The sequence below is a fragment of the Pelodictyon luteolum genome (genome assembly GCF_001622165.1).
Taxonomy (GTDB): domain Bacteria; phylum Bacteroidota; class Chlorobiia; order Chlorobiales; family Chlorobiaceae; genus Chlorobium; species Chlorobium luteolum_B.
On the sequence record NZ_LVWG01000034.1, the window covers coordinates 74,509 to 100,788 of the forward strand.

At 54.7% G+C, this 26,280-nt stretch carries 36 protein-coding genes and 1 tRNA gene; 33 read left to right on the plus strand and 4 right to left on the minus strand.

What is annotated here, in order from left to right; genetic code table 11:
- Positions 1 to 2: 2 nt before the first annotated feature.
- The 25 genes from rplV to rplQ all read left to right on the plus strand — a co-directional run bounded on the left by rplV (position 3) and on the right by rplQ (position 12,349).
- A complete protein-coding gene (gene rplV / locus A3K90_RS08550; protein WP_011356950.1) occupies positions 3 to 362 on the plus strand; it encodes a 50S ribosomal protein L22 in 360 nt (119 codons plus the stop codon).
- A gap of 17 nt (positions 363 to 379) precedes the next feature.
- A complete protein-coding gene (gene rpsC, locus A3K90_RS08555; protein WP_303682193.1) occupies positions 380 to 1,138 on the plus strand; it encodes a 30S ribosomal protein S3 in 759 nt (252 codons plus the stop codon).
- Between the two features lie 44 nt (positions 1,139 to 1,182).
- Positions 1,183 to 1,602 carry a 50S ribosomal protein L16 gene (rplP, locus tag A3K90_RS08560; protein ID WP_011356952.1) on the plus strand — a complete coding sequence of 140 codons (420 nt, stop codon included), beginning with the start codon at positions 1,183 to 1,185 and terminating at the stop codon, positions 1,600 to 1,602.
- A 30-nt stretch (positions 1,603 to 1,632) separates the two neighbouring features.
- Positions 1,633 to 1,839: a 50S ribosomal protein L29 gene (rpmC, locus tag A3K90_RS08565; protein ID WP_011356953.1), complete on the plus strand. Its 207-nt coding sequence runs from the start codon at positions 1,633 to 1,635 to the stop codon at positions 1,837 to 1,839.
- 47 nt (positions 1,840 to 1,886) lie between these two features.
- Entirely contained in the window at positions 1,887 to 2,171 is a 285-nt protein-coding gene (gene rpsQ / locus A3K90_RS08570) for a 30S ribosomal protein S17 (protein WP_303682233.1), read from the plus strand.
- Between the two features lie 38 nt (positions 2,172 to 2,209).
- Entirely contained in the window at positions 2,210 to 2,578 is a 369-nt protein-coding gene (gene rplN / locus A3K90_RS08575) for a 50S ribosomal protein L14 (protein ID WP_011356955.1), read from the plus strand.
- Between the two features lie 10 nt (positions 2,579 to 2,588).
- Positions 2,589 to 2,661 (plus strand) — tRNA-Gly (locus A3K90_RS08580).
- 34 nt (positions 2,662 to 2,695) lie between these two features.
- Positions 2,696 to 2,938, plus strand: coding sequence for a 50S ribosomal protein L24 (gene rplX, locus A3K90_RS08585; protein WP_303682194.1), 243 nt, complete (start codon positions 2,696 to 2,698; stop codon positions 2,936 to 2,938).
- A gap of 56 nt (positions 2,939 to 2,994) precedes the next feature.
- Complete coding sequence (rplE, locus tag A3K90_RS08590; RefSeq protein WP_303682195.1) at positions 2,995 to 3,579, plus strand: 50S ribosomal protein L5; 585 nt, start codon at positions 2,995 to 2,997, stop codon at positions 3,577 to 3,579.
- Between the two features lie 21 nt (positions 3,580 to 3,600).
- On the plus strand, positions 3,601 to 3,870 hold the full coding sequence (gene rpsN / locus A3K90_RS08595) for a 30S ribosomal protein S14 (protein ID WP_303682196.1): 270 nt from the start codon (positions 3,601 to 3,603) through the stop codon (positions 3,868 to 3,870).
- A gap of 61 nt (positions 3,871 to 3,931) precedes the next feature.
- Positions 3,932 to 4,327, plus strand: a complete 396-nt coding sequence (gene rpsH, locus A3K90_RS08600) for a 30S ribosomal protein S8 (RefSeq protein ID WP_303682197.1) — start codon at positions 3,932 to 3,934, stop codon at positions 4,325 to 4,327.
- A gap of 28 nt (positions 4,328 to 4,355) precedes the next feature.
- Positions 4,356 to 4,895, plus strand: coding sequence for a 50S ribosomal protein L6 (rplF, locus tag A3K90_RS08605; protein ID WP_303682198.1), 540 nt, complete (start codon positions 4,356 to 4,358; stop codon positions 4,893 to 4,895).
- Between the two features lie 47 nt (positions 4,896 to 4,942).
- A complete protein-coding gene (rplR, locus tag A3K90_RS08610; RefSeq protein ID WP_303682199.1) occupies positions 4,943 to 5,302 on the plus strand; it encodes a 50S ribosomal protein L18 in 360 nt (119 codons plus the stop codon).
- Positions 5,303 to 5,323: 21 nt separating this feature from the next.
- Positions 5,324 to 5,839 carry a 30S ribosomal protein S5 gene (gene rpsE / locus A3K90_RS08615; RefSeq protein ID WP_011356962.1) on the plus strand — a complete coding sequence of 172 codons (516 nt, stop codon included), beginning with the start codon at positions 5,324 to 5,326 and terminating at the stop codon, positions 5,837 to 5,839.
- Positions 5,840 to 5,856: 17 nt separating this feature from the next.
- Complete coding sequence (rpmD, locus tag A3K90_RS08620; RefSeq protein WP_303682200.1) at positions 5,857 to 6,042, plus strand: 50S ribosomal protein L30; 186 nt, start codon at positions 5,857 to 5,859, stop codon at positions 6,040 to 6,042.
- A gap of 34 nt (positions 6,043 to 6,076) precedes the next feature.
- A complete protein-coding gene (gene rplO, locus A3K90_RS08625) occupies positions 6,077 to 6,631 on the plus strand; it encodes a 50S ribosomal protein L15 (protein WP_303682201.1) in 555 nt (184 codons plus the stop codon).
- Between the two features lie 18 nt (positions 6,632 to 6,649).
- Entirely contained in the window at positions 6,650 to 7,981 is a 1,332-nt protein-coding gene (gene secY / locus A3K90_RS08630; RefSeq protein WP_303682202.1) for a preprotein translocase subunit SecY, read from the plus strand.
- 14 nt (positions 7,982 to 7,995) lie between these two features.
- On the plus strand, positions 7,996 to 8,781 hold the full coding sequence (map, locus tag A3K90_RS08635; protein WP_303682203.1) for a type I methionyl aminopeptidase: 786 nt from the start codon (positions 7,996 to 7,998) through the stop codon (positions 8,779 to 8,781).
- Positions 8,782 to 8,823: 42 nt separating this feature from the next.
- Complete coding sequence (gene infA / locus A3K90_RS08640; RefSeq protein ID WP_006366573.1) at positions 8,824 to 9,042, plus strand: translation initiation factor IF-1; 219 nt, start codon at positions 8,824 to 8,826, stop codon at positions 9,040 to 9,042.
- Positions 9,043 to 9,153: 111 nt separating this feature from the next.
- Positions 9,154 to 9,270, plus strand: coding sequence for a 50S ribosomal protein L36 (gene rpmJ, locus A3K90_RS08645; protein ID WP_011889520.1), 117 nt, complete (start codon positions 9,154 to 9,156; stop codon positions 9,268 to 9,270).
- Between the two features lie 37 nt (positions 9,271 to 9,307).
- Positions 9,308 to 9,685: a 30S ribosomal protein S13 gene (rpsM, locus tag A3K90_RS08650; protein ID WP_303682205.1), complete on the plus strand. Its 378-nt coding sequence runs from the start codon at positions 9,308 to 9,310 to the stop codon at positions 9,683 to 9,685.
- Between the two features lie 47 nt (positions 9,686 to 9,732).
- Complete coding sequence (gene rpsK / locus A3K90_RS08655) at positions 9,733 to 10,116, plus strand: 30S ribosomal protein S11 (protein ID WP_011356968.1); 384 nt, start codon at positions 9,733 to 9,735, stop codon at positions 10,114 to 10,116.
- A gap of 37 nt (positions 10,117 to 10,153) precedes the next feature.
- The gene (gene rpsD / locus A3K90_RS08660) at positions 10,154 to 10,765 is read left to right on the plus strand and encodes a 30S ribosomal protein S4 (protein ID WP_303682206.1); all 612 of its coding nucleotides are present in this window, start codon (positions 10,154 to 10,156) and stop codon (positions 10,763 to 10,765) included.
- Positions 10,766 to 10,793: 28 nt separating this feature from the next.
- Positions 10,794 to 11,780, plus strand: coding sequence for a DNA-directed RNA polymerase subunit alpha (locus tag A3K90_RS08665; RefSeq protein ID WP_303682207.1), 987 nt, complete (start codon positions 10,794 to 10,796; stop codon positions 11,778 to 11,780).
- Positions 11,781 to 11,824: 44 nt separating this feature from the next.
- A complete protein-coding gene (gene rplQ / locus A3K90_RS08670) occupies positions 11,825 to 12,349 on the plus strand; it encodes a 50S ribosomal protein L17 (protein WP_303682208.1) in 525 nt (174 codons plus the stop codon).
- Positions 12,350 to 12,412: 63 nt separating this feature from the next.
- On the opposite strand, the gene rsmG is transcribed toward rplQ, so the two are convergent.
- Positions 12,413 to 13,078 carry a 16S rRNA (guanine(527)-N(7))-methyltransferase RsmG gene (gene rsmG / locus A3K90_RS08675; RefSeq protein ID WP_303682209.1) on the minus strand — a complete coding sequence of 222 codons (666 nt, stop codon included), beginning with the start codon at positions 13,076 to 13,078 and terminating at the stop codon, positions 12,413 to 12,415.
- Positions 13,079 to 13,359: 281 nt separating this feature from the next.
- Here rsmG and A3K90_RS08680 point away from each other — a divergent pair, with 281 nt between their 5' ends.
- A complete protein-coding gene (locus A3K90_RS08680) occupies positions 13,360 to 14,478 on the plus strand; it encodes a mannose-1-phosphate guanylyltransferase (RefSeq protein WP_303682210.1) in 1,119 nt (372 codons plus the stop codon).
- An 11-nt stretch (positions 14,479 to 14,489) separates the two neighbouring features.
- Here A3K90_RS08680 and cysS read toward each other — a convergent pair whose 3' ends face one another.
- On the minus strand, positions 14,490 to 15,941 hold the full coding sequence (cysS, locus tag A3K90_RS08685; RefSeq protein ID WP_303682211.1) for a cysteine--tRNA ligase: 1,452 nt from the start codon (positions 15,939 to 15,941) through the stop codon (positions 14,490 to 14,492).
- Positions 15,942 to 16,096: 155 nt separating this feature from the next.
- Here cysS and yihA point away from each other — a divergent pair, with 155 nt between their 5' ends.
- From yihA to bchL, 6 genes are all read left to right on the plus strand, one after another.
- Entirely contained in the window at positions 16,097 to 16,720 is a 624-nt protein-coding gene (gene yihA, locus A3K90_RS08690) for a ribosome biogenesis GTP-binding protein YihA/YsxC (RefSeq protein WP_303682212.1), read from the plus strand.
- A gap of 99 nt (positions 16,721 to 16,819) precedes the next feature.
- Entirely contained in the window at positions 16,820 to 18,124 is a 1,305-nt protein-coding gene (locus tag A3K90_RS08695; protein WP_303682213.1) for an adenylosuccinate synthase, read from the plus strand.
- Positions 18,125 to 18,148: 24 nt separating this feature from the next.
- On the plus strand, positions 18,149 to 18,460 hold the full coding sequence (locus tag A3K90_RS08700) for an MTH1187 family thiamine-binding protein (RefSeq protein ID WP_303682214.1): 312 nt from the start codon (positions 18,149 to 18,151) through the stop codon (positions 18,458 to 18,460).
- Between the two features lie 87 nt (positions 18,461 to 18,547).
- Positions 18,548 to 19,810, plus strand: a complete 1,263-nt coding sequence (gene bchN, locus A3K90_RS08705) for a ferredoxin:protochlorophyllide reductase (ATP-dependent) subunit N (protein WP_303682215.1) — start codon at positions 18,548 to 18,550, stop codon at positions 19,808 to 19,810.
- Between the two features lie 38 nt (positions 19,811 to 19,848).
- Complete coding sequence (locus A3K90_RS08710; RefSeq protein ID WP_303682216.1) at positions 19,849 to 21,426, plus strand: ferredoxin:protochlorophyllide reductase (ATP-dependent) subunit B; 1,578 nt, start codon at positions 19,849 to 19,851, stop codon at positions 21,424 to 21,426.
- A gap of 35 nt (positions 21,427 to 21,461) precedes the next feature.
- Positions 21,462 to 22,292, plus strand: coding sequence for a ferredoxin:protochlorophyllide reductase (ATP-dependent) iron-sulfur ATP-binding protein (bchL, locus tag A3K90_RS08715; protein ID WP_303682217.1), 831 nt, complete (start codon positions 21,462 to 21,464; stop codon positions 22,290 to 22,292).
- 112 nt (positions 22,293 to 22,404) lie between these two features.
- Here the strand turns inward: bchL and bchJ are convergent, their stop codons facing one another.
- Positions 22,405 to 22,977 (minus strand): bacteriochlorophyll 4-vinyl reductase, encoded by a 573-nt coding sequence (gene bchJ, locus A3K90_RS08720; protein ID WP_303682218.1) that lies wholly within the window; start codon positions 22,975 to 22,977, stop codon positions 22,405 to 22,407.
- Positions 22,974 to 24,683, minus strand: coding sequence for an Ig-like domain-containing protein (locus tag A3K90_RS08725; RefSeq protein WP_303682219.1), 1,710 nt, complete (start codon positions 24,681 to 24,683; stop codon positions 22,974 to 22,976). Before A3K90_RS08725 ends, bchJ begins: the two co-directional genes overlap by 4 nt.
- Before the next feature lie 127 nt (positions 24,684 to 24,810).
- Here A3K90_RS08725 and A3K90_RS08730 point away from each other — a divergent pair, with 127 nt between their 5' ends.
- A complete protein-coding gene (locus tag A3K90_RS08730) occupies positions 24,811 to 26,280 on the plus strand; it encodes a starch synthase (protein WP_303682220.1) in 1,470 nt (489 codons plus the stop codon).

Sequence of the window (26,280 nt, forward strand, 5' to 3'; positions counted from 1 at the left end):
TCATGCAAGCTAAAGCAATTTTACGGCATACGCCGACATCGCCCCGGAAAATGCGCCTGGTGGCGGGCCTCGTCCGCGGCAAGGCCGTCGATCAGGCAAAGGCCATCCTGCTGAACTCGACGAAGGCAGCATCGCGCAATGCGCTTCAGACCCTGAAGTCTGCAGTAGCCAACTACGCGCAGCTCAATCCCGACGAACGCGTCGGCGACCAGGAGCTTTTTGTCAAGTCGGTGTTCGTCGATGAAGGCGCCACGCTGAAGAGAATGCTTCCCGCACCGATGGGACGCGCATATAGGGTCCGCAAACGGTCGAACCACTTGACCATTATTGTGGACAAGGTCAAGAATCCAGAAACTAAATAACTTAGAAGGAGAGAACATTGGGTCAGAAAGTCAATCCTACTGGATTCAGGCTCGGCATCATCAAGGACTGGAGTTCGCGCTGGTATGATGACAGTCCTGTTATCTCTGAGAAGATCAAGCAGGATCATGTCATCCGCAACTATGTGCAGACCCGTCTGAAGCGTGAGAAAGCCGGCATTGCCCGCATTATCATCGAGCGTACGACCAAGCACATCAAGATCAATATCTACGCAGCCCGCCCAGGTGCCGTTGTCGGTCGCAAGGGTGAGGAGATCAACAATCTTTCGCAGGAACTCGGCCGCATCACCGGCAAAGAGGTGAAGATCGACGTCGTCGAGGTTGTGAAGCCTGAAATTGAATCGCAGCTGATCGGCGAGAACATCGCCTACCAGCTTGAGAATCGCGTATCGTTCCGTCGTGCCATGAAGATGGCGATCCAGCAGGCCATGCGCGCAGGCGCAGAGGGTGTGAGGATCCGCTGTGCAGGCCGCCTCGGCGGTGCTGAAATCGCACGTGCCGAGCAGTACAAAGAGGGGAAGATCCCGCTTCATACGATTCGTGCCAACGTAGACTATGCAAGTGTTACAGCCCACACCATCGCCGGCACTATCGGCATCAAGGTCTGGGTCTATAAAGGCGAAGTCCTGAACCAGCGCATCGATGCCATTGAAGAGGAAGAGATGAAGAGGATCAAGGAGCGTCGTAGTGATTCAGGTCCGCGTTCACGCGCAGATCGTAGCCAGAAGCGCCGCCGCCGTCCCAATGACAGGGGCTGAACGAACCAGTACAACACAATTAGAAAACAGATGGAGTTGCCGGTATGTTAATGCCAAAGAGAGTTAAATACAGAAAGACGCAGCGCGGCCGGATGAAGGGCAATGCCGGACGAGGCACTTCCGTTGCTTTCGGTTCGTTTGGTCTGAAAGCCATTGAGCCTGCATGGATAACCAGCCGCCAGATTGAGGCTGCCCGTGTGGCAATGAACCGGTACATGAAGAGAGACGGAAAGATCTGGATCAGGATTTTCCCTGACAAACCGGTTTCCAAGAAAGCAGCTGAAACCCGCATGGGTTCCGGTAAAGGTTCGCCCGAATTCTGGGTGGCAGTTGTCAAGCCGGGCCGAATCATGTTCGAGGCAGACGGTGTACCGATGGAGGTAGCCACCGAGGCATTCCGCCTTGCAGCCAAGAAGCTTCCGATCAAGACCCGCTTCATCGTCCGTCCTGACTACGAAGCATAAAGAGAATCATCAAGCAAGAGCGCCAATACTATGAAAAAGCACGAAATAGCGGCAATGAACGAGAAAGAGCTTGTGGAGCGGATTGCCGAGCTTGAGGATCGACTCGCCGACATCAATTTCTACAAGGTTATCGAACAGCCGCAGAATCCCATGGTTTTCCGCAACTCCCGCAGGGAGATTGCCCGTATGAAAACCCGTCTTCACCAGCTGCAGGCTGCAGAGCCGCTGAAGGGTTGAGCAAGGCAACATAAAAATAACAGTTTACTTACATGGAAGAGAAGAACATGGCCACCAGCTCGACTGAAGGGCAGGCAGAAGCAAGAGGCAGGAAGAAGAGCTGGACCGGTAAGGTCGTCAGCGACAGGATGGACAAGGCCATCATCGTTGCCGTAGAGCGCAGGGTGCAGCATCCTGTTTACAAAAAGTATTTCAAGAAGACCACCAGGCTCATGGCCCACGATGAGAAGAATGAGGCCGGCATTGGCGATCTCGTTAAAGTTGTAGAGTGCCGTCCGCTGAGCAAGCGTAAGAGCTGCCGTCTGGTTGAAATCGTCGAAAAGGCGAAGTAAGAGTCTTTTTCCATACACTTATTAAAGTTTGATACAGGATGATCCAGAAAGAAACCAATCTGGTTGTAGCAGATAACAGCGGAGCGAAAAAGGTACGTTGCATTCATGTGTTCGGCGGAACAGGAAGAAGGTATGCTTCCCTCGGTGACCAGGTCATCGTGTCGGTGAAGGCCGCAGTTCCTGGCGGAGTTGTCAAGAAGAAAGAGGTTTGTAAGGCCGTCGTCGTTCGTTGCGTCAAAGAGCAGCGCCGCAAGGATGGATCCTACATCCGCTTCGACGAGAACGCCGTTGTCCTTCTCAATGCACAGGGCGAGCCTAGGGGAACCCGTATTTTCGGACCCGTCGCCAGAGAGCTTCGCGACAGACGGTATATGAAAATTGTTTCACTTGCGCCAGAAGTACTTTAGGGCGTAGCAGGCGGGAGTAACTCAGTTGGTAGAGTCACAGCCTTCCAAGCTGTTGGTCGCGAGTTCGAGTCTCGTCTCCCGCTCAGGATTCATGAATAATTACCATACTAGCATACAATGAAAACAGGTCTGAAGAGAGTCAAGCTGCACGTTAAGAAGAACGACACAGTCGTCGTCCTCAGTGGCAATGACAGGGGCAAAAGCGGCAAGGTCCTGCGGGTATATCCTGTGAAAAACCGTGTGATCGTGGAGGGTGTGAATATCCGCAAGCGCCACATGCGCCCGACCCAGAGCAATCCTCAGGGATCGATCATCGAGCGCGAGTTCCCGATCCATGCATCCAATGTAAAGAAGAGCTGAGTATATCAACCAAAGACGGGATGACCAAGACCATCCCGGTAAAACAACACCAGTAAATGGCCCAGAAAACAGACACGGCTGCTCCTTCAAACTCGAAGGCACGCTTCGAAACCCTCTACAGGGAAAAAGTCACCAAGGCGCTCACAGAGCGTTTCGGCTACAAGAATGTCATGAACATTCCCAGACTCCAGAAGATCTCCATCAACATCGGTGTCGGCGAAGCTGCATCCGAGCCGAAACTTCTTGAGACTGCGATACAGGAACTTGCACAGATCTCCGGTCAGAAGCCCCAGATCCGCAAGTCGAAGAAAGCTATTTCAAACTTCAAGCTGCGTGAAGGTCAGGCCATCGGATGCCGCGTTACCCTCCGTCGCAAGGCCATGTACGAATTCTTTGACCGCTTCGTCACCCTGGCAGTACCGAGGATCCGCGATTTCCGCGGTCTTAACGACACCAGCTTCGATGGCCGCGGCAATTACACCATCGGTGTCCGCGAGCAGATCATCTTCCCGGAAATCGACATAGACAAGATTCCGAAGGTATGCGGCATGGATATCAGCTTCGTCACTTCGGCGAAGACCGATGAGGAGGCATATGTGCTGCTCGCTGAGCTTGGCATGCCGTTTAAAAAGAAGAACTAACCATACAACCAGGGAAGAGAGATGGCCAAGAAAAGCGTAATTGCACGAAACGAGAAAAGAAAGAGGCTGGTGGAACAGTATGCAGCCAAGCGTGAGGAATTGCTGAAAGCCGGCGACTATGAGGCTCTTCGCAAGCTTCCGCGCGACAGCTCAGCCACCAGGGTTCGCAGCCGTTGCGTGCTGACCGGCCGTGGCCGCGGTGTCTACGAGAAATTCGGGCTCTGCCGTCACATGTTCCGCAAGCTCGCGCTTGAGGGGAAGATCCCCGGTGTCAAGAAAGCCAGCTGGTAATCCCGGCGGCTTACCATAAAAAAAAGGTATTTGTCCACTTTCGAAAGTAACCAACTTTGCCATGCCTGTAACGGACTCCATTGCAGATTATATCACCCGTATCAGAAATGCGGGACGAGCAAAAAACAAAACGACCGATATCCCGTATTCTAAGCTCAGGGAGAATATCTCGCAATTGCTCCAGGATAAAGGGTACATCAAAAACTTTACGGTCATCAACACCGAGAAGTTCCCCTTCATCCGCATTGAGCTGAAGTATACCGCTTCAGGCGATCCGTCCATCAAGGAGATCACCAGGGTGAGCCGTCCTGGCCGGCGTACCTATGAGGGCAAGGATATTAAGAAGTATCTCGGCGGCCTTGGTCTCTACATCCTCTCCTCATCGAAGGGTGTGATTACCGACAAAGAGGCCAGAGAGCAGGGCGTCGGAGGTGAGATCCTGTTCCGTATCTATTAATCCACAAGCCGGAAAGCAAGAGAATATCATGTCAAGAATAGGAAAAATGCCCATTGCCCTCGGCAACGAGGCGAAGATTGAGGTTAAGGGCGGCATCATTACGGTCACGGGCCCCAAAGGCGTTCTTGACCAGCCGATCGTCGAAGAGGTTACGATTGTCGAAGAGAACGGCAAGGTGCTGGTCCAGCGCATCAATGACAGCAAGCGGGCCCGCGCCATGCATGGACTGTACCGTATGCTGGTCAGCAATATGATCCAGGGCGTCACCACCGGATTCACCAGAAAACTGGAGATCGCCGGTGTTGGTTTCCGCGCTGAGATGAAGAGCGACCTGCTCGCCCTCACGCTCGGTTACTCACACATGATCTATTTCAAGGCTCCGGAAGGTATTAAGATGGAGACCCCCGATCAGGTCACGGTGCTCATCAGTGGCATCGACAAGGCACTTGTCGGACAGGTTGCCGCAAAGATCCGCTCGTTCCGCAAGCCTGAGCCATACCGTGGAAAGGGCATCAAGTACGAAGGCGAGATCATCCGCCGCAAGGAAGGCAAGGCTGCAGGCAAGTAAGTCCTGCTGGCTAAACAGCGAATTAACATATACAACGGTTCAAGAGCATGAGCAAGATCGACAAGGCCTCACGGAGGCAGAAAATCAAGGACAGAAGCAGGTTCTCGGTTGCCGGGACACAGGAAAAGCCCAGACTTTGCGTTTACAGGAGCCTTTCCCAGATTTACGCCCAGCTGATCGACGACAGCGGAAAGATGACCATCATTGCGGTCTCCAGCATGTCGAAAGAGAACAAGGAGCTGAAAGGCTCCAAGACGGAAGTCTGCCACACGGTTGGAAAGCAGCTTGCTGAAAAGGCTCTTGCCAAGGGAATCACCAACGTAGTTTTTGACAGGAACGGGTTCCGCTATCATGGTAGGGTCAAGGCACTCGCTGATGGTGCGCGGGAAGCAGGACTGATCTTTTAAACATCTCAATGAGAACGATAAATGGCGAAAACAGCTAAAGGTATCAGGCCGGGCGAATTGAATCTGAAGGAGAAACTGGTCCACATCAACAGGACCGCCAAGGTCGTGAAGGGTGGCAAGAGGTTCGGCTTCAATGCGATTGTCGTTGTCGGCGATAAAGAAGGTCATGTCGGTTATGGCCTCGGCAAGGCGAATGAAGTTCAGGACGCCATTGCAAAAGGCGTAGAAGACGGCAAGAAGAACGTCGTCAAGGTGCCGATCATCAAGGGAACCATTCCTCACCAGATCGTCGCAAAATACGGTTCGGCAAAAGTACTCATGAAGCCGGCCACTCCCGGTACCGGACTTATTGCAGGCGGCGCCGTCAGGGCCGTGCTTGAAATGGCCGGTGTACGTGATGTGCTCACAAAGTCACTCGGATCATCCAATCCCCACAATGTGGTTAAGGCTGCAATCCTCGGACTTAAGAGCATTTCCGATGCCAACGATGTTGCCGAAAGACGGTCCAAGAGCCTCAAAGAGGTATTTGAAAGCTAAAATCTGTGAATGCGATCATGAGCGAGAAAAAATTGAAAATCACCCAGGTGCGTAGCATCATTGGTGGAACGAAAAAACAGAAGGCCACTATTCAGGCGCTTGGTCTCGGCCGGCCGAACTACTCGGTCGAGCGCAAGGACAATCCCTGCACCAGAGGGCAGATTCGTGTCGTCCAGCACCTCGTGAAGGTCGAGGAAGTCTGAGATTTTTACTAATAGAAAGTTGGGAATTGAAACCATGGATTTAAGTTCACTTCGTCCTGCAAAAGGCGCGGTAAAAAACAAGAAGAGGGTCGGCCGCGGCCAGGGTTCCGGAAACGGCACCACTGCCGGTAAAGGCAACAAGGGCCAGCAGGCAAGAAGCGGTTACAAGAAGCCAATCAATGAGGGTGGTCAGATCCCTGTCTACCGCAGGCTTCCTAAGTTCGGCTTCACACCTATCGACAGAAAGTCGGTCACAACGGTGAACCTTTCCCAGATCAGCCGCTGGATCGAACAGGGTCTTATCGAAAAGGAACTCGGTGTCATCGAACTCAAGGTGCTCTGCCATGCTTCCAATGCTGAGTATTTCAAGGTTCTCGGCAACGGTGAAATCACGGCTGCAGTGAAAATCACTGCGCACGGGTTCAGCAAGTCGGCTGAAGCGAAAATTACTGCTGCCGGCGGCGAGGCTGTAAGTGCTGTCCGCACCCTTGAGGAGGCGGCTCGCGTTAGGGATCTTACGGTCGAAGAGGCCCTCCTGAAACCGAAAACCAAATTGGTCAAGAGAGTCAAGAAAAACCAAAAGCCCTGACAGCATTAAAGGACTCTTATGAAGCTTACTGAAAGCATAAGGAACATCAACAAAATCCCTGAACTCCGTCAGAGGATCCTTTATACGCTTCTCCTGCTGTTCATCTACAGGCTTGGTTCCCATATCACCATACCGGGTGTCGATGCGTCCGCCGTTGCGGGCGCATCGTCGTCCCATGCCAACGATCTGTTCGGCCTGTTCGATCTTTTCGTCGGCGGCGCATTTGCCAGAGCTTCGATCTTTTCGCTCGGCATCATGCCCTACATTTCTGCATCGATCATCATCCAGCTGCTTGGAGCCGTTACCCCTTATTTCCAGAAACTCCAGCAGGAGGGAGAAGAGGGCCGGCAGAAGATTAATCAGATGACCCGCCTCGGGACCATCTTCATCGCAGCGCTTCAGGCCTGGGGCGTGAGCGTGAGTCTCTCAAGTCCATCATCCTTCGGCCATTCCGTTGTGCCTGATCCCGGTTTCTTTTTTTCTCTCAGCGCAGTCATCATTCTGACCGCCTCCACTGTTTTTGTGATGTGGCTTGGCGAGCGCATTACCGAGCAGGGGATAGGCAACGGTATATCGCTTATTATTATGATCGGTATCCTGGCAGGATTCCCGGCTTCCCTCGTCAATGAATACCAATCCCTGTCGCTCGGCAGCAAGAACTGGATAATTGAGATCATCATTCTCGCCATGATGGTTGCTATCGTCGCATTCGTCGTCCTCCTGACGGTCGGCACACGCCGTGTCCCCGTCCAGCATGCCAAGAGGGTGGTCGGCCGCAAGGTATACGGGGGCGGCACCCAGTACATCCCGATGCGCATCAATACCGCAGGCGTTATGCCCATCATTTTCGCACAGTCCATCATGTTCCTCCCGAGCACCTTCCTCTCGTTCTTTCCGGACAGCGAGGCCATGCAGTCTGTTGCCTCCATCTTTGCATATGATTCATGGTGGTATGCCCTCATGTTTGGCACCATGATCGTCTTCTTTACCTATTTCTATACCGCCATCGCCTTCAACCCCAAGGAGGTTGCTGATACCATGCGTCGCCAGGGTGGTTTCATTCCCGGTGTCCGGCCCGGAAAGAGCACGGCTGAATTCATCGACAACATTCTGACACGCATCACCCTTCCCGGAGCGGTATCGCTAGCGCTGATTGCGGTACTTCCGACATTCCTTACGAAGTTTGCCAATGTCACTCCCGGATTTGCACAGTTCTTCGGCGGAACAAGCCTTCTCATCATTGTCGGTGTCGGTCTGGATACCCTGCAGCAGGTTGAAAGCCATCTGCTCATGCGACACTATGATGGATTCATGAAAGCCGGCAAGACCCGCGGCCGCCAGGCGCGCTAAAGGATGAAGCAGGCATGATCACCATAAAGAGCGAACGGGAAATTGATTTGATGCGGGAGTCCGGCGCAATTGTCGCAAGGACGCTTGACATGCTTGAGACCGAGATCCGGTCGGGGATGACCACCAAGATGCTGGATGAAATGGCTGAGGAGTTCATTCGGAGCCAGGATGCGGTTCCGAGCTTTCTGAACTATGCCCCCAAAGGGGACCCAGACGCCACTCCCTATCCTGCGACGCTCTGCGTCTCAATCAATGAAGAGGTTGTACACGGAATTCCGAGTCCCAAACGCGTTATCAAAGAGGGCGACATCGTCTCCGTCGACTGCGGCGCCTTGAAGGGCGGCTACCATGGAGACTCCGCACGTACCTTCATCATTGGAGATGTTTCTGACGAGGTTCGTCAGCTCGTCGTCGAAACGCGGGAGTCGCTTATGCGCGGTATCCAGATGGCGGTTGCTGGTAACCGCCTGCACGATATTTCCGCTGCTGTCGAGCAGCATGCCCGCTCATTCGGATACAGCGTTATTGAAAATATGGTTGGTCACGGCATTGGTAGCGAACTGCATGAAGATCCCGCTGTTCCCAATTACGGCCGCCCACACACTGGCGTCACGCTCCGTGAAGGGATGACGCTTGCCATCGAGCCCATGATTGCCCTTGGTCGATCGCGTCGTGCGGTTTCCAGGCGTGGCGGATGGGTTGCGGTCACCGAAGACGGCAGGCCATCGGCACATTTTGAACACACGATCGTGGTGCGGAAGGGAGCAGCAGAGATTCTGACTGGTTCGTTTCTGCCGTAACTGCGACACGACTATACAATAGAGCACAAAGGAGCGATTACTGTGGCCAAGGAAGAAGCAATTGAGATTGAAGGCGTGATTCTTGAGGCGCTGCCGAATGCGCAGTTCAAGGTCAAGCTTGAAAACAGCCTTGAAGTGCTCGCGCACGTATCGGGCAAAATCAGGATGCACTATATCAGGATCCTGCCCGGAGACAAGGTAAAGGTACAGATTTCGCCCTACGATATCAGTAAAGGGCGCATCACCTACCGGTACAAATAAATGCATTATTTGGACAGGGTCTTGTTGATTATTCGATCTTTATTTGTTACATTACATGCCTTTTCAGATTTTGCATTTTCGTTGATTTAATTCTTGCATGTGGGGTCTACTATGAAAGTATATTCGTCTATCAAAAAACGCTGTGAGCACTGCCGCATCATCAAGCGCAAAGGCAAAAGGTTCGTCATCTGCAAAGTGAACCCGAGCCATAAGCAGCGCCAGGGTTGATCTTCTGCGTACAATCAATAGAACTTTACAAGATAATATGAGGATAGCTGGGGTAAATCTGCCGTTAAACAAGCATGCGGTCATTGCACTGACTCATGTCTATGGCATTGGGAACACAACTGCAAAGACCATTCTGAAAAGAGCAGGCATTGCACCCGACAGAAAGATTTCGGACCTGAACGATGCCGAGGCGCATTCGATCAGGGAACTTGTTGCCGAAGAGTACAAGGTCGAGGGTCAGGCCCGCGGCGAGCAGCAGCTTGCCATTAAGCGCCTGATGGATATCGGCTGCTATCGTGGCCTCCGCCATCGCCGTTCACTGCCTGTCCGTGGACAGAATACGCAGACCAACGCCAGAACCAGGAAAGGTAAGCGCAAGACGGTTGCCGGCAAAAAGAAGGCGGCCAGGAAGTAACAGGAAACAAGGAACTACAAACTTCGAGATTAAAGCGTTTATAACCCATGGCTACAGTCAGCAGGAAAAAGAAGAAGGTTAAGGTCACTCCAGAGGGCGTCGTGCACATCAAGGCGTCGTTCAACAACATCATGGTGACCATCACCGACGTGCAGGGCAACACCGTCTCCTGGTCGAGCGCCGGCAAGAACGGCTTCAGGGGATCGAAGAAAAACACCCCTTACGCCTCACAGGTTACCTCCGAAGGTGCCGCCAAGGAAGCCTATGACCTCGGCATGCGCCATGTCGACGTCTTTATCAAGGGACCCGGCGCCGGCCGTGATGCGGCCATCCGTGCACTGCAGGGTGCAGGACTCGAGGTCCGTTCGATCAAGGACATCACTCCGCTGCCGCATAACGGCTGCCGCCCCCCGAAGCGCAGAAGGGTCTGATTTTTCACATTCATAGAATTTCAATGAAGCAATTGATATGGCACGATTCAGAGGTTCAATAACTAAAGTATCCCGCAGGCTCGGCGTCGCGCTTTCTCCGAAAGCCGAAAAATACCTTGAAAGACGCCCGTTCGCTCCCGGCCAGCATGGCCAGGGCCGCAGGGGAAAAATCTCCGAATATGCACTGCAGCTTCGTGAGAAGCAGAAGATGAAGTTTATCTACGGCATCCTCGAAAAGCAGTTCAGGAACTACTACAAGAAAGCCGTTTCCCAGAGGGGCGTCACCGGTGACAACCTGGTGAGGCTGCTTGAGCGCCGGTTGGACAACGTCGTTTTCCGCGCAGGTTTTGCCCCGTCGCGTGCCGGAGCACGCCAGCTGGTTTCGCACGGTCATCTTCTTGTCAACGGGAAGAAGGTCAACATCCCTTCATTCCTGATGACTCCCGGTGACCTCATCGAGTTCCGTCAGAAGAGCAAAAATATGGATGCGGTGACCGATGCCCTGAACAAGGCCCCCGATGCAAGGATTCCAGCATGGATCCAGGTCGACAAGGCTAATCAGAAAGCGGTATTCCTCAGCGTGCCTGAGCGTGTTGATATTCAGGAACCCTATAACGAGCAGTTGGTCGTTGAGTTGTATTCGAAGTGACTTTAATGAATTCTAAGGTATAAAGACTATGATATACCAGATGCAGATGCCTGCTAAAATAGAGGTTGACGAGGCTACCCATACTGACCAATACGGCCGATTCATCGCCCAGCCGCTTGAGCGCGGTTACGGGGTGACGCTCGGCAACATGATGAGACGTGTGCTTCTTGCCTCCCTGCCCGGGACTGCGATCACCGGAATCAAGGTGGATGGTGTATTCCATGAGTTTTCAGCTATCGAAGGCGTCCGTGAGGATGTCCCGGAAATCGTGCTCAACCTGAAGAAAGTCCGTTTCAAGTCTACCTGCAAAAGAAGCTGCAAGACCACCCTCAGCATTGTCGGTCCGAAGGACTTCACTGCAGGTGATATCGTTGCCATGGAAGGCGAGTTCGAGGTGCTGAACAAGGACCTCCACATCGCTACCGTGAACGAAGGCTCAACCCTGAACATCGATGTCTATATCGGTCGCGGCCGAGGCTACACCCCTGCCGAGGAGAGCCGTCCCGACAGCATGCCGATCGGATACATTGCAATTGATGCGATCTATACCCCGATCCGCAACGTGAAGTTCGCAGTTGAGAACACGCGTGTGGGACAGCGGACCGATTATGAGAAAATGGTGCTTGACGTTGAGACAGACGGCTCAATCACCCCTGATGACTCCATCAGCCTTGCTGGCCGGATCATCAATGAGCATGTGACCTTCTTCGCCAACTTTTCGCCGACTGAAGAGGAGTTCACTGAAGAGGAATACAAACAGCAGGATGACGAGTTCGAGACCATGCGCCGTCTGCTGAATACCAAGATCGAGGATCTCGACCTTTCCGTCCGGTCGCACAACTGCCTCCGCCTTGCAGAGATCGACACCATCGGTGACCTGGTTTCTCGTAAGGAGGATGAGCTGCTCAACTACAAGAACTTCGGCAAGAAGTCGCTGACAGAATTGAAGGAGCAGCTGGAGAAGTTCGAACTCAAGTTCGGCATGGACATCACCCGCTACCAGATGAAGGGATAATACAGTTAACCGTTTTTAAGAATTTTTGAGATCAGGAACCAGTCATGCGTAAAGTCAAGCCGGCAAGAAAACTCGGAAGAACCGCTGCCCACAGGAGAGCGACGCTCAGCAGCCTGTCGACTCAGCTGATCCTCCACAAGCGCATCGAGACCACGGAGGCTAAGGCCAAGGAGACCCGTAAGGTCGTAGAGAAGATTATCACCAAGGCCCTTAAGGGTACCGTGCACGCACAGCGTGAAATCTTCAAAGACATCCGCGATAAAGAGGCCATCAAGACCCTTTTTGGTGAAGTTGTTGCCAAGGTCGGTGAGCGTCCGGGCGGCTATACCCGCATCATAAAGCTCTGCCCCCGTTTCGGTGATGCAGCCAAGATGGCTGTGATCGAGCTCGTAGACTTTGCTGAGGCACCCGTCGCCGCAGCGAAAGCAACCAAGCAGGATCGTGCAAAGCGTGTCAAGGGATCGAAGAAGGTTGCAGGTGAAGCTGCACCTGTATCGGCTCCGTTAGCTGAAGCTCCGGCTCAGCCAGAAGCCGGTGAAGAGGCGAAGGCTCCCGAGTCCGCAGAGTAAGCGGCAGGGCACGGCCCTGTTGCAGCAGTAGAATCGTATTGATGGTCATTGTTGCCTGACAGATTACTGTCTGGCGGCAATGACTATCTGCTTTTCTGAGAAAAAGGGACTGATGTCGTCAATGGGGTGCAGTTCCACGTTCGAAGGGAATCCGTCGGTTTCTGCTCCTTCCTTCAGTGCATCAGCAATCTCTTTTTTCAGGTTTCCCCCTTTCAGGCATGCCAGTATGCCGCCCTTTTTCAAGAGAGGACGGGCATATCGCGCAAGGTCGGCGAGCGGCGCTACCTGTCTGCTGAGTACGGTGTCAAATGCAAGACCTTTTAGTTCCTCGACTCGCGAATGAACGGCCGTAGCGTTCTCGAGCCCGAGTGCGGTGATCATCGCCTTGCATGCGGTTATTTTTTTCCCCGTTGCGTCAACCAGCAGAAAATCGGTTTTCGGGAAGGCAATGGCCAGCGGTATTCCCGGTAGTCCGCCGCCTGTTCCAAGGTCAAGCACCTTTTCCCCTTCGGAGAATGGGTGATGCAGGCTTATGAGGAGCGAATGAAAGACATGCTTGAGGATAACCGGGGCGTCCTCCTTCCTGCTGATGAGGTTGATCTTTATATTCCACTCTCCGAGCAGCTCCCCGTAACGCACCAACTTCGAAAGCTGTGTTTGGTCCAGTGCTATGCCTTGTGCGAGACACAGTGATTCAAGCATTTGCCTGGCCTCGGAATCTTGATCCATGATCGGGGTGTTGAAGGTGAACGGACTGCACGGAAAGCCTCTGCTTTCAATGTAAAGTAAGGGTTTGCGCTGATTTTTCAACCTGTTTCCGCCTTCCCCGGGTACTCTTCGGACTTTCACGCACCCGCTGACTCCTCCCCCGGTACAAGTAGCGGCAGTATAACTCTATGCAGGAACGGATATCTGTTTTTTTGCCTTCAGCCAGTAATGCTTGTACCTTGATGTAAGGGTCGTTCCCCCCGGCCGCACCGTGCAACCTTAAAAGCATAAGGCTCGTCACTATGGACAAATCGATAGAACCCGGTGTTTACGTGCTCATCATGGCCGGGGGTTCTGAACGGGAGCTTTGGCCGATGTGCCGGGCAGGAAAGCCAAAACCCTTTCTTGACCTGTTCGGCGATGGGTCCCTCATCGAGAACACCTTCCGCCGCGCTGCCCGTTTTACCAGAAAGGATCATGTCCTTATCGTTACCGACCGGCACGGCAGTGAACTGCTCATTGAGTCTGGAGTCCCCATTGCCAGGGAAAACATCATTGTGGAGCCGTATGCGAGGGGTACGGCAACCTGTATTGCCCTCGGGGCTGCCCATGTCAGAAAACGCGATCCGGATGGGGTGCTGGTCGTCATGCCATCCGATCATGTCATCCTTGATGAAGATGCGTTTCAGGCTACACTGTATGTGGCGCTAGGAGAAGCGAGGAGGAAGGACTCGCTTGTCACCATTGGTATCATCCCGAGATCCCCCGAGATTGTCTACGGCTACATTCAGGCCGGTGAGGTTCTGGAACGACCGCATGCAGACCTCGATAAAGGCATCATACTGCATCATGTAAGGACGTTTGCCGAAAAACCGGACCTGGCAACCGCCATCCGATTTCTTGAGAGCCGTGATTTCTATTGGAACAGCGGCATCTTTGCCGCCGATGTCGAAACACTTTTCAACGCTTACCGCCGCTACCTCCCCGACCTGTATCGCGACATGCTCAGCGTCCACGATGCCATTGGAACAAGAAAAGAGGATCGGGTGGTCTCCGGACTTTACTCATGGATTCATCCGGCTTCCATCGACACAGCCATCATGGAAAAACATGGAGATATCGTGCTTCTGACGGGGGAGTTCGGATGGCATGATCCCGGGAGTTGGGACGAAGTTTCGGCGATCACCAAAGAGCGGACCGTGTTTTCAGGAGATGAGGGTGTGCCGGGTGTTGTTGCCATTGAGGCCGAGAATAATTTTATACAAAAGCCCGGAGGCAAGGTTGTTGCTGTTGTCGGGGCGAGTGATCTCATCATCATCGATACCCCCGACGCACTTCTGGTGTGCAGTCGGGGGGAATCGCACCGGGTCGGGGAGGCTCTTGATCTGTTACGGCGGCAGGGGTTCGAGGAGCGCCAGTAGAGCGGAGCTCCTCAGGATCGGGTTTTCGACCAGGATGCTCCTTCACGGGTGTCCTTGATCTCTATGCCGGCTGCAAGCAGGCGGTCGCGGATCAGGTCGCTTGTCGCAAAATCCTTGTTTTTCCTTGCTTCACTGCGTAGCTCCAAAAGAACCCCCATCACCTCTTCAAGGGTTTCTGCGCTCCGGCCTCCATCGTGCAGTGCACTTTCATTGTCTTCCGTCATGATGCCGAGCACGGTGACAGCTGCTGTGCTGATTAGTTTCCGTGCCGCTTCCAGCGACGAGGCATCGAGGCCGTCAGGCCGGTCGAGTGCCGTGTTCAGGGCCTTTGAGAACTCGAACAGCGCGGCGATGGCCACCGGCGTGTTGAAGTCATCATCCATCGCTTCGCCGAACCGCTGGCTGAAAGGTGCGGCATCAAGGGTTCCTGTGCCGGGCGTTGCCTCAAGGATGCGTTGGCGGGTTTCCCGAAGCTTCTGGAGTCCGGCTGTTGAGCCTGCGACTGCCGTATCGGAATAGTCCAGCGGCGATCGGTAGTGTGACTGGAGAATGAAGAAGCGAACGGCCAGCGGATCGACGGTTTTGAAGATTTCTTTCAGGTTGACGGCATTCTTCAGCGATTTTCCCATTTTCGTCCCGTTAACCGTCACCATGTTGTTGTGCATCCAGTACCGGACGTAGGGCTTTGCGTTTGCAGCCTCAGACTGGGCGATTTCACATTCATGGTGGGGGAATCGGTTTTCCATGCCGCCGCCGTGGATGTCTATGGTGTCGCCCAGGTATTTCATCGACATCGCAGAGCACTCGAGGTGCCATCCGGGATAGCCCATGCCCCAGGGGGAGTCCCACTGCATGAGGTGTCCATCCTCGGCCTTTTTCCAGAGCGCGAAGTCGGATGGGTTATGTTTTTCGCTGCGCACTCCGATACGGCCCCCCGACTGGACCGCCTCAAGGTCGGTGCGCCCGGACAGCTTGCCGTATCCCGGGAAACTCTCAACGGAGAAGTAGACATTACCGTTGACCTCATAGGCATGACCGAGCTTCAGGAGTTTATCGACGAGAGCGATCTGTTCAGGGATGTGTCCGGTCGCCAGCGGAGAGATGTTCGGGCGGAGTACGCCGAGCCGGTCCATGTCATCAAGAAAGCTCCTGGTGTAGAACTGGGCGATCTCCATCGGATCGGTTTTCTCGATGCGTGCCTGTCTGGCGATCTTGTCTTCTCCCTCATCCGCATCGTCCGATAGATGGCCGACATCGGTGATGTTCTGCACATACTTCACCCTGTAGCCGCTCTCCCGCAACCAGCGGACGACCACGTCGAAGGAGACGTAGCTCTTTGCATGGCCGAGGTGGGCATGGCCGTATACTGTGGGGCCACAGACGTAGATGCCGACTACACCGGGGCGCAGGGGTTCGAACAGCTGTTTCTCCCGTCCGAGGGAGTTGTATATGACGAGCGGCATAGAGTGTTGTGGTTAAGTGGCTTGCGGGCGCCCTGAAGATGACTGTACGAGGGCAAAAACCTCGTGAAAGTTAAACATTTGGGTTTTTATCCCAAGGTTTTTAGCTTCTTTTTTAACCGGGACTTCCCGCCTGTTCCCTGCTTCCCACTTGCTTTATGAAGATTATCAACGCTGCATTCTTTCGAAGCGTTTCCTCGCTCTCAGACCTGCCTGAAGAGAGTTTTCCTGAAATTGTATTCGCCGGACGTTCCAATGTCGGCAAATCCTCACTGCTTAATTCGCTGACGGGGCGCAAGGGGCTGGCAAAAACCAGTTCCACACCGGGGAAGACCCGCCTGATCAACTATTTCCTCATCAACGACGATCTCTACTTCGTCGACATTCCCGGCTACGGGTATGCGGCGGTGAGCCATGCTGAAAAAGATGCATGGGGCCGACTGCTTGCTGGCTATGTGGGCGGTCGCCGGGCCATTGTGCTTGTGGTTCTTCTGCTCGATGCACGCCATCCCGCCATGCAGTCGGACCGTGAGATGATGAAGTTTCTTGCCTATCACGACCGTCCCTACGGCATCGTTCTTACCAAGGATGATAAGCTTACCCAGAAGGAGCGGGCGCAGGCGAAGCGGTCGACAGAAAGCTATGCTCTGGATGCAGAGTTCATTGTGATGTATTCGTCGCTTTCCGGCAAGGGGAGAAAGGAGCTGCTGGCCCATTTCGGCCGCTATCGTTCAGAGGACGGTTCTGGAGCAGGTTCTGAGGGTGCGGACTTGGTAACATAAGCGTGCATGGAATGAAGGCTTCAAAAAAAAGCAATAATTTTGGTACCTTGACAGGTTGTTGTTCCAGTGAGCCCCTACATCCCGTAAATACCCATCGTTGTGGAATCAAAACCATTCACTCTTCCTTCGCAGTCGGCAACTGTCCTCATCGGCACCCAGTTCGGTGACGAGGGCAAGGGCAAGCTTGTCGATTATCTCTCAGACCAGTATGATATCGTTGTCCGCTATCAGGGCGGCGCCAATGCAGGTCACACCATCTGTTTCGACGGCAAGAGCGTCGTCCTCCACCTGATTCCCTCCGGCATTTTCAACGAAAAGTGTGTCTGTGTCATTGGAAACGGGGTGGTGATTGATCCCGTGGCTTTGCTTGAGGAGATTGCAAAGGTCGAAGAGCTCGGTTACACGGTGAAGGGGAGGCTGTTCATCAGCCACAACGCACATCTGATCATGCCGTACCATAAGCGGCTCGATGCCCTGCATGAAAATGCACAGGGCGGTCAGAAGATTGGTACAACCGGCCGAGGCATCGGTCCGAGCTATGAAGACAAATTCGCCCGGAAAGGAATCAGGGTTGTCGACCTGCTCAGCCCGGGTCTGCTGCAGGAGAAGCTCCGCGAGAACCTGGCTGAAAAAAATAAGGTGTTCCGCAATATCTATGAGGGTGACGAGATTGATGTCGAGTCGATGGTCCGCGAGTATGAGGAGTTTGATAAACTCATGGATCCTTATATCACAAATACCCAGCTCTATTTGAACCGCCAGCTCCGCCAGGGTAAGACGGTGCTGCTCGAAGGGGCACAGGGATGTCTGCTCGACGTAGACCACGGAACCTATCCCTACGTCACATCCTCCAGCCCTACCTCCGGTGGCGCATGTACCGGTTCCGGCATCGCCCCCAACCATATCGGAAAGGTCATCGGTGTCTGCAAGGCCTACATGACGAGAGTCGGCAACGGCGCATTCCCTACTGAGCTGAATGACGATACCGGCGAAATGCTCGGCCGGGTCGGCCATGAGTTCGGCGCTACGACCGGCAGGAAGCGGCGATGCGGATGGATTGATCTGGTCGCCATGCGCTATTCGGTAGCCGTCAACGGCATCACTGAACTGGCCCTCACCAAGCTTGACGTCCTTGACGGGTTCGAAGAGATCAAGGTCTGCAACTCTTACCTGCTCAACGGTAAAGAGATCCGCGATTTTCCGACTGACCACCAGACCCTCTCAGCGGTGCAGCCGGTCTATACCACACTAAAAGGCTGGATGGCTTCGAACGCCTCTGCTCGTACCTTTGAGGACATGCGTCCCGAGGCCCGCGATTACGTGGAGTTCCTTGAGCGTGAACTTGAGGTGCCGGTGACTTTCATCTCCGTCGGCCCCGGCCGTGAAGAGACCGTGTTCAGGTAATCCTTTAAAACAGGAAGGCGCAGCATGGCACTCATGGATATTGCCGTCATCCGGCTTGACCAGAAGGACGGCAGCCACAGCGCATTTGTTGCCGGTCTGCAGGAACTGCTCGCTGACAGCGGCTGCAGCTACCGCCTGCATGATATGGGTACGACGGTGGAGGGCCCGGCGTCAATGCTGTTCCGGCTGGCCGAACAGCTCCACGAGTATTCCTTCACCCGCGGAGGAAGGCGGGTCTATACTGTCATGAAGATCGATGACCGGCGGGACCGTGCGGTCCGCCTCGGGGACAAGACCGCTTCCGTCAAAGCGAAAATAGCCCCCCGCGCGGAGTAGGGGGATTGGCTAAAAAATTTTATCTTCAAGTTCATAAGTTCAGCCGCCAAGGGCGCTCCAGGGCGGTCATAATCAGGAGGAAAATCCATGCTGCAGGTTCCCGGTGAAGTACAGATACTCAAGGAAGATAATGTAACGCACAGCTTCTGCGGATTGGCTTCGGTCGGCTGGATGTACCAGAAGATCAGGGACAGTTTCTTCCTTGTCCTTGGTACCCACACCTGTGCTCATTTCCTGCAGAATGCCCTCGGTATGATGATCTTCGCAAAGCCGCGTTTTGGTATCGCGCTGATTGAAGAGGGTGACCTTTCCAAAAACGAGCCGACCCTCGATGAGGTAATCGCTGAAATCAAGACCGACCATAACCCGTCGGTCATCTTCCTGCTCTCTTCATGTACACCTGAGGTCATGAAGGTCGACTTCAAGGGCCTTGCCGACCATCTCAGCACTCCCCGGACTCCGGTGCTGTTCGTACCCGCCAGCGGGCTTGTCTACAATTTCACCCAGGCTGAAGACTCGGTCCTCCACGCCCTCGTTCCATACTGTCCGGTGGCTCCGGCGGGTGAGAAGAGTGTAGTCTTCCTCGGTTCGGTAAACGATGCCACCGCCGACGACCTCCGTGCGGAAGCCGAAGAACTCGGCATAAAGGTCGGGGGGTTCCTGCCTGAATCCCGTTTTGACAGGATGCCCGCCATCGGACCCGATACCATACTTGCACCTGTTCAGCCCTACCTGTCTCGTGTTGCCGTTAAGCTTGAGCGCGAGCGCGGCGCCAAAACCCTTCACTCCCTCTTCCCGTTCGGTCCGGACGGCACCCGGGTGTTCTGGGAGGATCTCGCCCGCGAGTTCGGCATTGAGGTTGATCTTCGTGACCGTGAAAAGGCTGCATGGGAAAAAATCAGTCGCCAGACGGCCATGCTGAAAGGGAAGAAAGTCTTTCTGACAGCCGATACCATGATGGAACTGCCGCTGGGCCGTTTCCTCAGGAGCGCGGGCGCGGAAGTCGTGGAGTGCAGCAGTGCTTACATCAACAAGAAATTCCTTGCCAAGGAACTCAAGGCACTTGAGGGAGTGCGCATTGTAGAGCAGCCCAACTTCCATCGCCAGCTCGAGGACATCAAACGGGACCGCCCCGACATGATCGTCACCTCGCTGATGACGGCGAATCCTTTTGTCGGGCATGGTTTCATCGTCAAGTGGAGCATGGAGTTCATGCTCATGCCCATCCACGGGTGGTCAGGGGTCTTTACTCTCGCAAACCTCTTCGTTTCACCGCTTGACCGGCGCTCGAAGCTCCCGGCATTCGAAAAAGAGGTCTGGCTTGAAGGCGTCATGCCGGCCGCCGAATAAGTATCCAGCAGGAAATGCAATAACAAAAGTTACCGAGTATGCGCTTAGCTTTCTGGCTCTACGAGGGTACCGCCCTTCATGGTATCAGCCGTGTCACCAATAGCATGAAAGGGGTTCACACGGTCTACCATGCCCCGCAGGGCGACGACTATATTACGGCCACCTATACCATGCTCGAGAGGACGCCTGAATTCCCGGCGCTCTCCATCAGTGTGGTCCGTGGCCGCGACCTCGCCCAGGGCGTGTCGCGCCTTCCGGCGACCCTGCAGCAGGTTGAAGAGCACTACCACCCGGAGCTTTCCGTCATCGCTCCGAGCTGCAGCACCGCGTTGCTCCAGGAGGACCTCCACCAGCTCGCCGCACAGTCTGGTGTGCCGCAGGATAAGCTGATGGTCTATGCGGTCAACCCGTTCAGGGTGACCGAGAACGAGGCGGCTGACGGCCTTCTTACAGCACTGGTGAAACGCTATGCCGTCGAAGGGCCGAAGACGGCCGCACCGACCGTCAATCTGCTGGGATTCACCTCCCTCGGCTTCCACCTGAAGGCGAACCTCACAAGCATCCGCAGGATGCTCAAAACGCTTGGTGTAAAGGTTAATGTGGTCGCTCCCTGGGGTGCGGGCATCGCTGACCTGAAAAGGCTTCCCGAGGCATGGCTCACCATCGCACCCTTCCGCGAAATCGGACAGACGGCTGCCGCATACCTTGAAGAGACCTTCGGCGTTCCGACCGAGTACGGTACGCCGCTCGGCGTCGAACCAACGCTCCACTGGCTGCGCTCCGTCATTGAAAAACTCAACACCATCGGTGCCAAAGAGGGCGCTCAGCCCATTGCTATGCCCGAACTGCATGCTTTCTCCCTGGACGGGATGAGCGCTCCTTCAGGCGTGCCATGGTTTGCCCGGACGGCTGACATGGAGAGCTTCAGCAACAAGAAGGCATTCGTGTTCGGTGACGCCACCACCACGGTCGCCATGGTTAAGTTCCTCCGCGACGAGCTCGGCATGCAGATCATCGGTGCTGGAACCTATCTTGAGCGTCATGCGGACTGGGTTCGCAAGGAACTTGATGGATACCTGCCCGGTGCACTTATGGTCACCGAACGCTTTCAGGACGTGGCAAAGCTCATCGAGGATGAAATGCCCGACCTCGTCTGCGGCACCCAGATGGAACGGCATAGCTGCCGAAAGCTGGACGTGCCCTGCATGGTTGTCTGCCCCCCGACCCATATCGAAAATCATCTGCTCGGCTACTATCCGTTCCTCGGGTTTGAGGGTGCCGACGTCATTGCAGACAGGGTGTATATTTCCTGCAAGCTCGGCCTTGAGAAGCACCTGATCGACTTTTTCGGTGATGCGGGTCTTGAGTATGAGGAGTCCTCAGCTGCATCGGGAGATGGCAGTATCCCGGTCTCGGCCGGTACGGCAACTCCGGCAGCGGCACCCGAGGAGGGTGGCATGATGTGGACCGATGAAGCTGAAACCATGTTGAAGAAGGTTCCCTTCTTCGTCCGCAAGAAAGTGCGGAAGAACACAGAGAACTTTGCGCAGGAAAACGGCGAGTCGACGGTCAGCGTCGAAGTGTTCAGACGGGCGAAAGAGTCGCTCGGCGGATAGAACGGTATTTCATCAATCAATTCCCTGATTTCATTATGAGTCTAGTCCTGGCTGTATACGGCAAAGGCGGTATCGGAAAAAGCACCACCAGCGCCAACATATCTGCGGCTCTCGCCCTCAAGGGCGCCAAGGTGCTGCAGATCGGATGCGACCCCAAGCACGACAGCACTTTCCCGATTACCGGGAAGTTGCAGAAAACCGTCATCGAGGCCCTTGAAGAGGTCGATTTCCACCATGAGGAGCTGACCGCCGAGGATGTCATTGAAACCGGTTTTGCAGGCATCGACGGTCTTGAGGCGGGCGGCCCCCCGGCCGGCAGCGGCTGCGGCGGCTATGTGGTCGGCGAATCGGTCACCCTGCTCCAGGAACTCGGTCTCTACGACAAATACGACGTCATCCTTTTTGACGTGCTCGGCGACGTGGTCTGCGGCGGATTCAGCGCACCGCTGAACTATGCCGACTACGCACTCATCATCGCAACCAATGATTTCGACAGCATCTTCGCCGCCAATCGCCTCTGCATGGCCATCCAGCAGAAGAGTGTCCGTTACAAAGTGAAGCTTGCCGGTATTGTTGCCAACCGCGTCGACTACGCCAAGGGCGGCGGCACCAACATGCTCGACCAGTTCGCAGAGAAGGTCGGCACCCGCCTCCTAGCCAAGGTCCCCTACCACGAACTCATTCGCAGGAGCCGTTTTGCCGGCAAGACCCTGTTTGCCATGGAGGATAGCGAGGAGGGAAAGGAGGAGTGCCTTCAGCCTTATCTGCAGATCGCCGAAGATCTTCTGTCAGAGGCTCCGAAGTCATCGGTTCCGGTTCCGATCGGCGACCGCGAGATTTTCGAAATTGTCGGCGGCTGGCAGTAAGAGCAGCGTTTTCAGTACAAGCAAAAACCCCGCGGCTGCGGGGTTTTTTGCTTTCAGGGCGATTCTTCAGTCCGCTTACTCTTCCGTGATGTCGGTAGAGCCGGAGTGTTCTTCAGATTCTGCAGGCGTAGTGGCAGGTGATGGTGTTGCCCTCTTCGCGGATGTCGGCTTTGATCTTCACGTTCGGGTTGACGAGCTGCTCGAGCAGGTAGGTGAAGGTGCCGAGGTAGAAGCTGCCGACCACCGGGACGGAGGGATGAGTCACTACTACAGTGATGGTGGGCTTTTTGCCTGTGCTATAGCTGAATGCTCCACTTCCGGCAAACGTCCAGGCGTTCTTGCTGATGGCAAAGAGGAAGAGACTGAACGCAGGCCCGGCCGGGAGCAGCTTCAGGAACTTCTGAAAGAGTCCCGGTATTCTGACCCGCAGAAGGTACTGAGCCGTCCGGCTTCCGGACTCCTCAAGGATGGCACCGGTTTTCTGGGAGCCGATTTCCTTGTCGAGCGCAGTGACGAGAGCGTGGAATTTCGACTCTTCGACCATCTCCGAGGGGAGGTTGCCGATCAGGTGGCCATGATCGATTTTCTTCAGCAGTTCCTCGGCTTGTTTCTTGCCGAAGGATGCTTCAAGCGCGGCTACAGTCTGTATGATGGAATTGGGTCCAATGCGGAAAGATGTGCTCATGGTGTAGGGTTTCGGTCCGTTGTTTCGTTTTTGAACGTTATGTCGATGTTTTCTGCCGTCCACTGGGCCCGGACCCTGACACTGCCTTCATGGACTGCGGAGGGGTCTGCCGGAGTGAACGGGAAGAGCGTGCCGGGATACGGCTGCTGCATGCAGGCGCCGCCCTTTTTCGGCCTGGACGGAATGAATGCACTGAGGGCGTAAGTGCCTGGTGGCAGGGCCGGAAATGCATAGACGTATCGCCCGGATGCGTCCCTGATTGCTTCAGTCCGCCATGTCGCAGTCCCGCGCGCTTCGACGATGACCGGCCCGCGGGGGGCCCTGCAGCTGCCTTTGATGCTGCCCATGTCGTCGGCTGAGGCTGCAGTGAAGCGCGAGAACGTTGTCCTTTTTGTTCCGGGCCGGACTTCAATGCCGTTGACGAGTGCCGAATCCACCGACGCCCGGTAGGTCGTACCCGGGCGGAACCCTTCTCTCGGCCGGAGGGTAAAGGTCTTGGCGTCGATTTTCTTCAAGAGGCTCTCAATCGTAGCTGGAGATTCGTCCCCTTCAATGGAAAGGCTTGCTGCACTCCGGGCGATGGTTTCGGGTACCGGTTCGGAAAAGCGGAGTACGACTGCTTCAGGGCCGCATGGAATTTCAGCGCCTTGATATCCGGGCCGGCTTTTATCGGTGGGGTGGAAGGTCACCCGGATGGGAAGCTTTTCTACGGTGTGACGTGTCGGCCAGAAGCTGATTGCCTCTTTTTCGCTTCCGCGGATGCTGATGAGGTACTGACCTCCCGTGTCGAGCCGTCCGGTGACAATCGTGATGCGGCGGCTTTCGGTACTGCCGGTGCTGCTGAACCAGTCAATAACCGGTACGTTTTTTCCAGTACGCGGGTTTATGATGTTGACGTCGTCAGGGTTGAATGTCGCCACGTCGAGCGGGCGTGTAAAGGTGAGTTCGAGCCTGTTCCTTTCAAGGGGACGGCATGCCGACAAGCCGTTTGTTTCACTGTCGATTCCGCCCATCCTGATGATGTGGCGCGTGGTGTCAGGATGGATGACGGCCGCGGTGGTGAGGCCTATTCCTTCGCGGTACCGGTCCCACCGCATGTCGCCGTTGATGTCATTCACTGCAAGCAGGCTGTAGGATCCTTTCTGGAGATGCCGGAAGCTGAAGTTTCCCGAGCCGTCTGTCTGGGCCAGATAGTCTGGCTTCGTCTTGCGCATGTCCATTGGTGCTATTGATCCATCTGGAAGCCTGTAGGCAAAGACGAATGCCGAGGCGGATGGACTCATGTCTTCATTGAAGACGGTTCCCCGTACGAGGGATGTATCGATCCCGGGACCGGTTGAAAAAGGAAGCGTATAGCTCTCGAAGAGGCGCTTGTTGAGGGTTACGATATAGGTCTGGTTCCGGCGGAGCGGGCTGAAGATGTCTATCACGCCTTCCATGCCGTTTACCGTGACATGGTAGTTGTCTACCATCGGGGAGAAATGCAACGAGTAGAGCAGCTCCCGTGCGGTGGTCAGGTGGCTGAAGAGGAACCGGATTTTCTTGGGGGAGATGTTTACGGCACCGGAGTCGGGGTCGGAGAAGAATACTTGCCGCGGCGTGGGGTCGGGGAGGCCTCCGGTTGGGGGTTTGTCTGATGCGCAACCCGCAGTGCCGACAGCCAGAAGGATCAGGAGGGCTTTAAGGATGTGCGTGGTGCCCTTCATGTGCATGGTGTTCGGTTGACGCCTCAGACCGGCTAAATTGTATGTGACGATGAAAATTCGTAAATTAAAAACTAATGCAGTTCTATGAAAGTTTTTGGTGAAAAAATATAGATCGATTGTCCCTTAGATGTCCAGACGAAACTATAAGGTTCTTTATGTCTCCGGCGAAGTATCCCCATTTGTAAGAACCAGCGCCCTGGCTGATTTTATGGCATCGTTTCCTCAGGCTCTTGAGGAGGAAGGTTTTGAGGCCCGCATCATGATGCCGAAGTACGGGACCATCAACGACCGGAAGTTCCGCCTTCATGATGTCCTGCGGCTGTCCGACATCGAGGTTCCGCTCAGGGAGAAGACCGACCTGCTCAATGTCAAGGTAACCGCCCTGCCTTCGAGCAAGATACAGACCTATTTCCTTTATAACGAGAAGTACTTCAAGCGCAACGGGCTCTTTACCGATGTCTACCTGGGAAACGACCTGAAAGGCAATACCGAGAAGGTAATCTTTTTCAACGTCGGTGTCCTGGAGACCCTCGTGCGTCTCGGGTGGAGGCCTGACATCATCCATTGTCACGACTGGTACGCATCCCTCATTCCCCTGCTGCTCAAGACGGTTTATCGCGACCATGAGTTTTTCCGGGGCATCAAGACCGTGCTGACCATACACAATGCATACCGCCAGGGCATCCTTCCTTTCAAGGTGTTCGAGAAACTCCTTCCGGAGGAAGTCTCCGGTGCGCTCCACAAGAGCGGAGAGCACGTCAATATGCTCTATACCGGCGTCGAGAATGCCGATATGCTGACGACGACCTCGAAACTCCATGCTGATGAAATCGTGCGCGACGAGGTTCCCGGCTGCGGGCTCAAACAAGTTCTTGAAGGTCGGAAAGAAAGTCTCCACGGGATCGTGAACGGTATCGACACCCGCCAGTGGAACCCCTCGACGGATAAACTGATCAAGAAGCGCTTCGCTACCGATCGCATGGAGGGCAAGCTTGAGAACCGTGCAGCCCTCTCTGAAGAGGTTCATATGCCGCTTGAAGAAGGCAGGCCCGTGATTGGCGTCATCATGAACTTTGACGACTTTCAGGGTGCGGCGCTCATTGAAAAGAGCCTGAAAAAGCTCGTTGCACTCGATATCAACCTCCTCATCTGCGGCTCCGGGGACAAGAAATATGAAAAATCATTCAGGGACTTTGCCGATACCCACCCCGATCAGGTGAGCCTCAGTACCGACTGTCCCGAAAGTTTTCTCCATCTTGCCATTGCAGGTCTCGACATGCTTGTGATGGGCGGAAAAATCGAGTCGTGCGGGATGCTCCAGATGTTCGCCATGAGCTATGGCACCATCCCTGTCGCCTATGCCGGCGGCGGCATCGTCGAGACCATCGATGAGGTTAAGGGTGATGAGGGCACCGGGTTCATTTTCCGTGAGTACACCCCTGATGCGCTTGTTTCAAAGCTGCAGGAGGCAATCGGCTGCTACCATGACAGCGAACGGTGGCCGGAACTGGTCCTGCGGGCGATGACGCGTGATTTTGCATGGAAGAGCGCTGCCGAAGAGTACGCAGGGCTTTACCGCGAACTGTTGGGGAGCTGA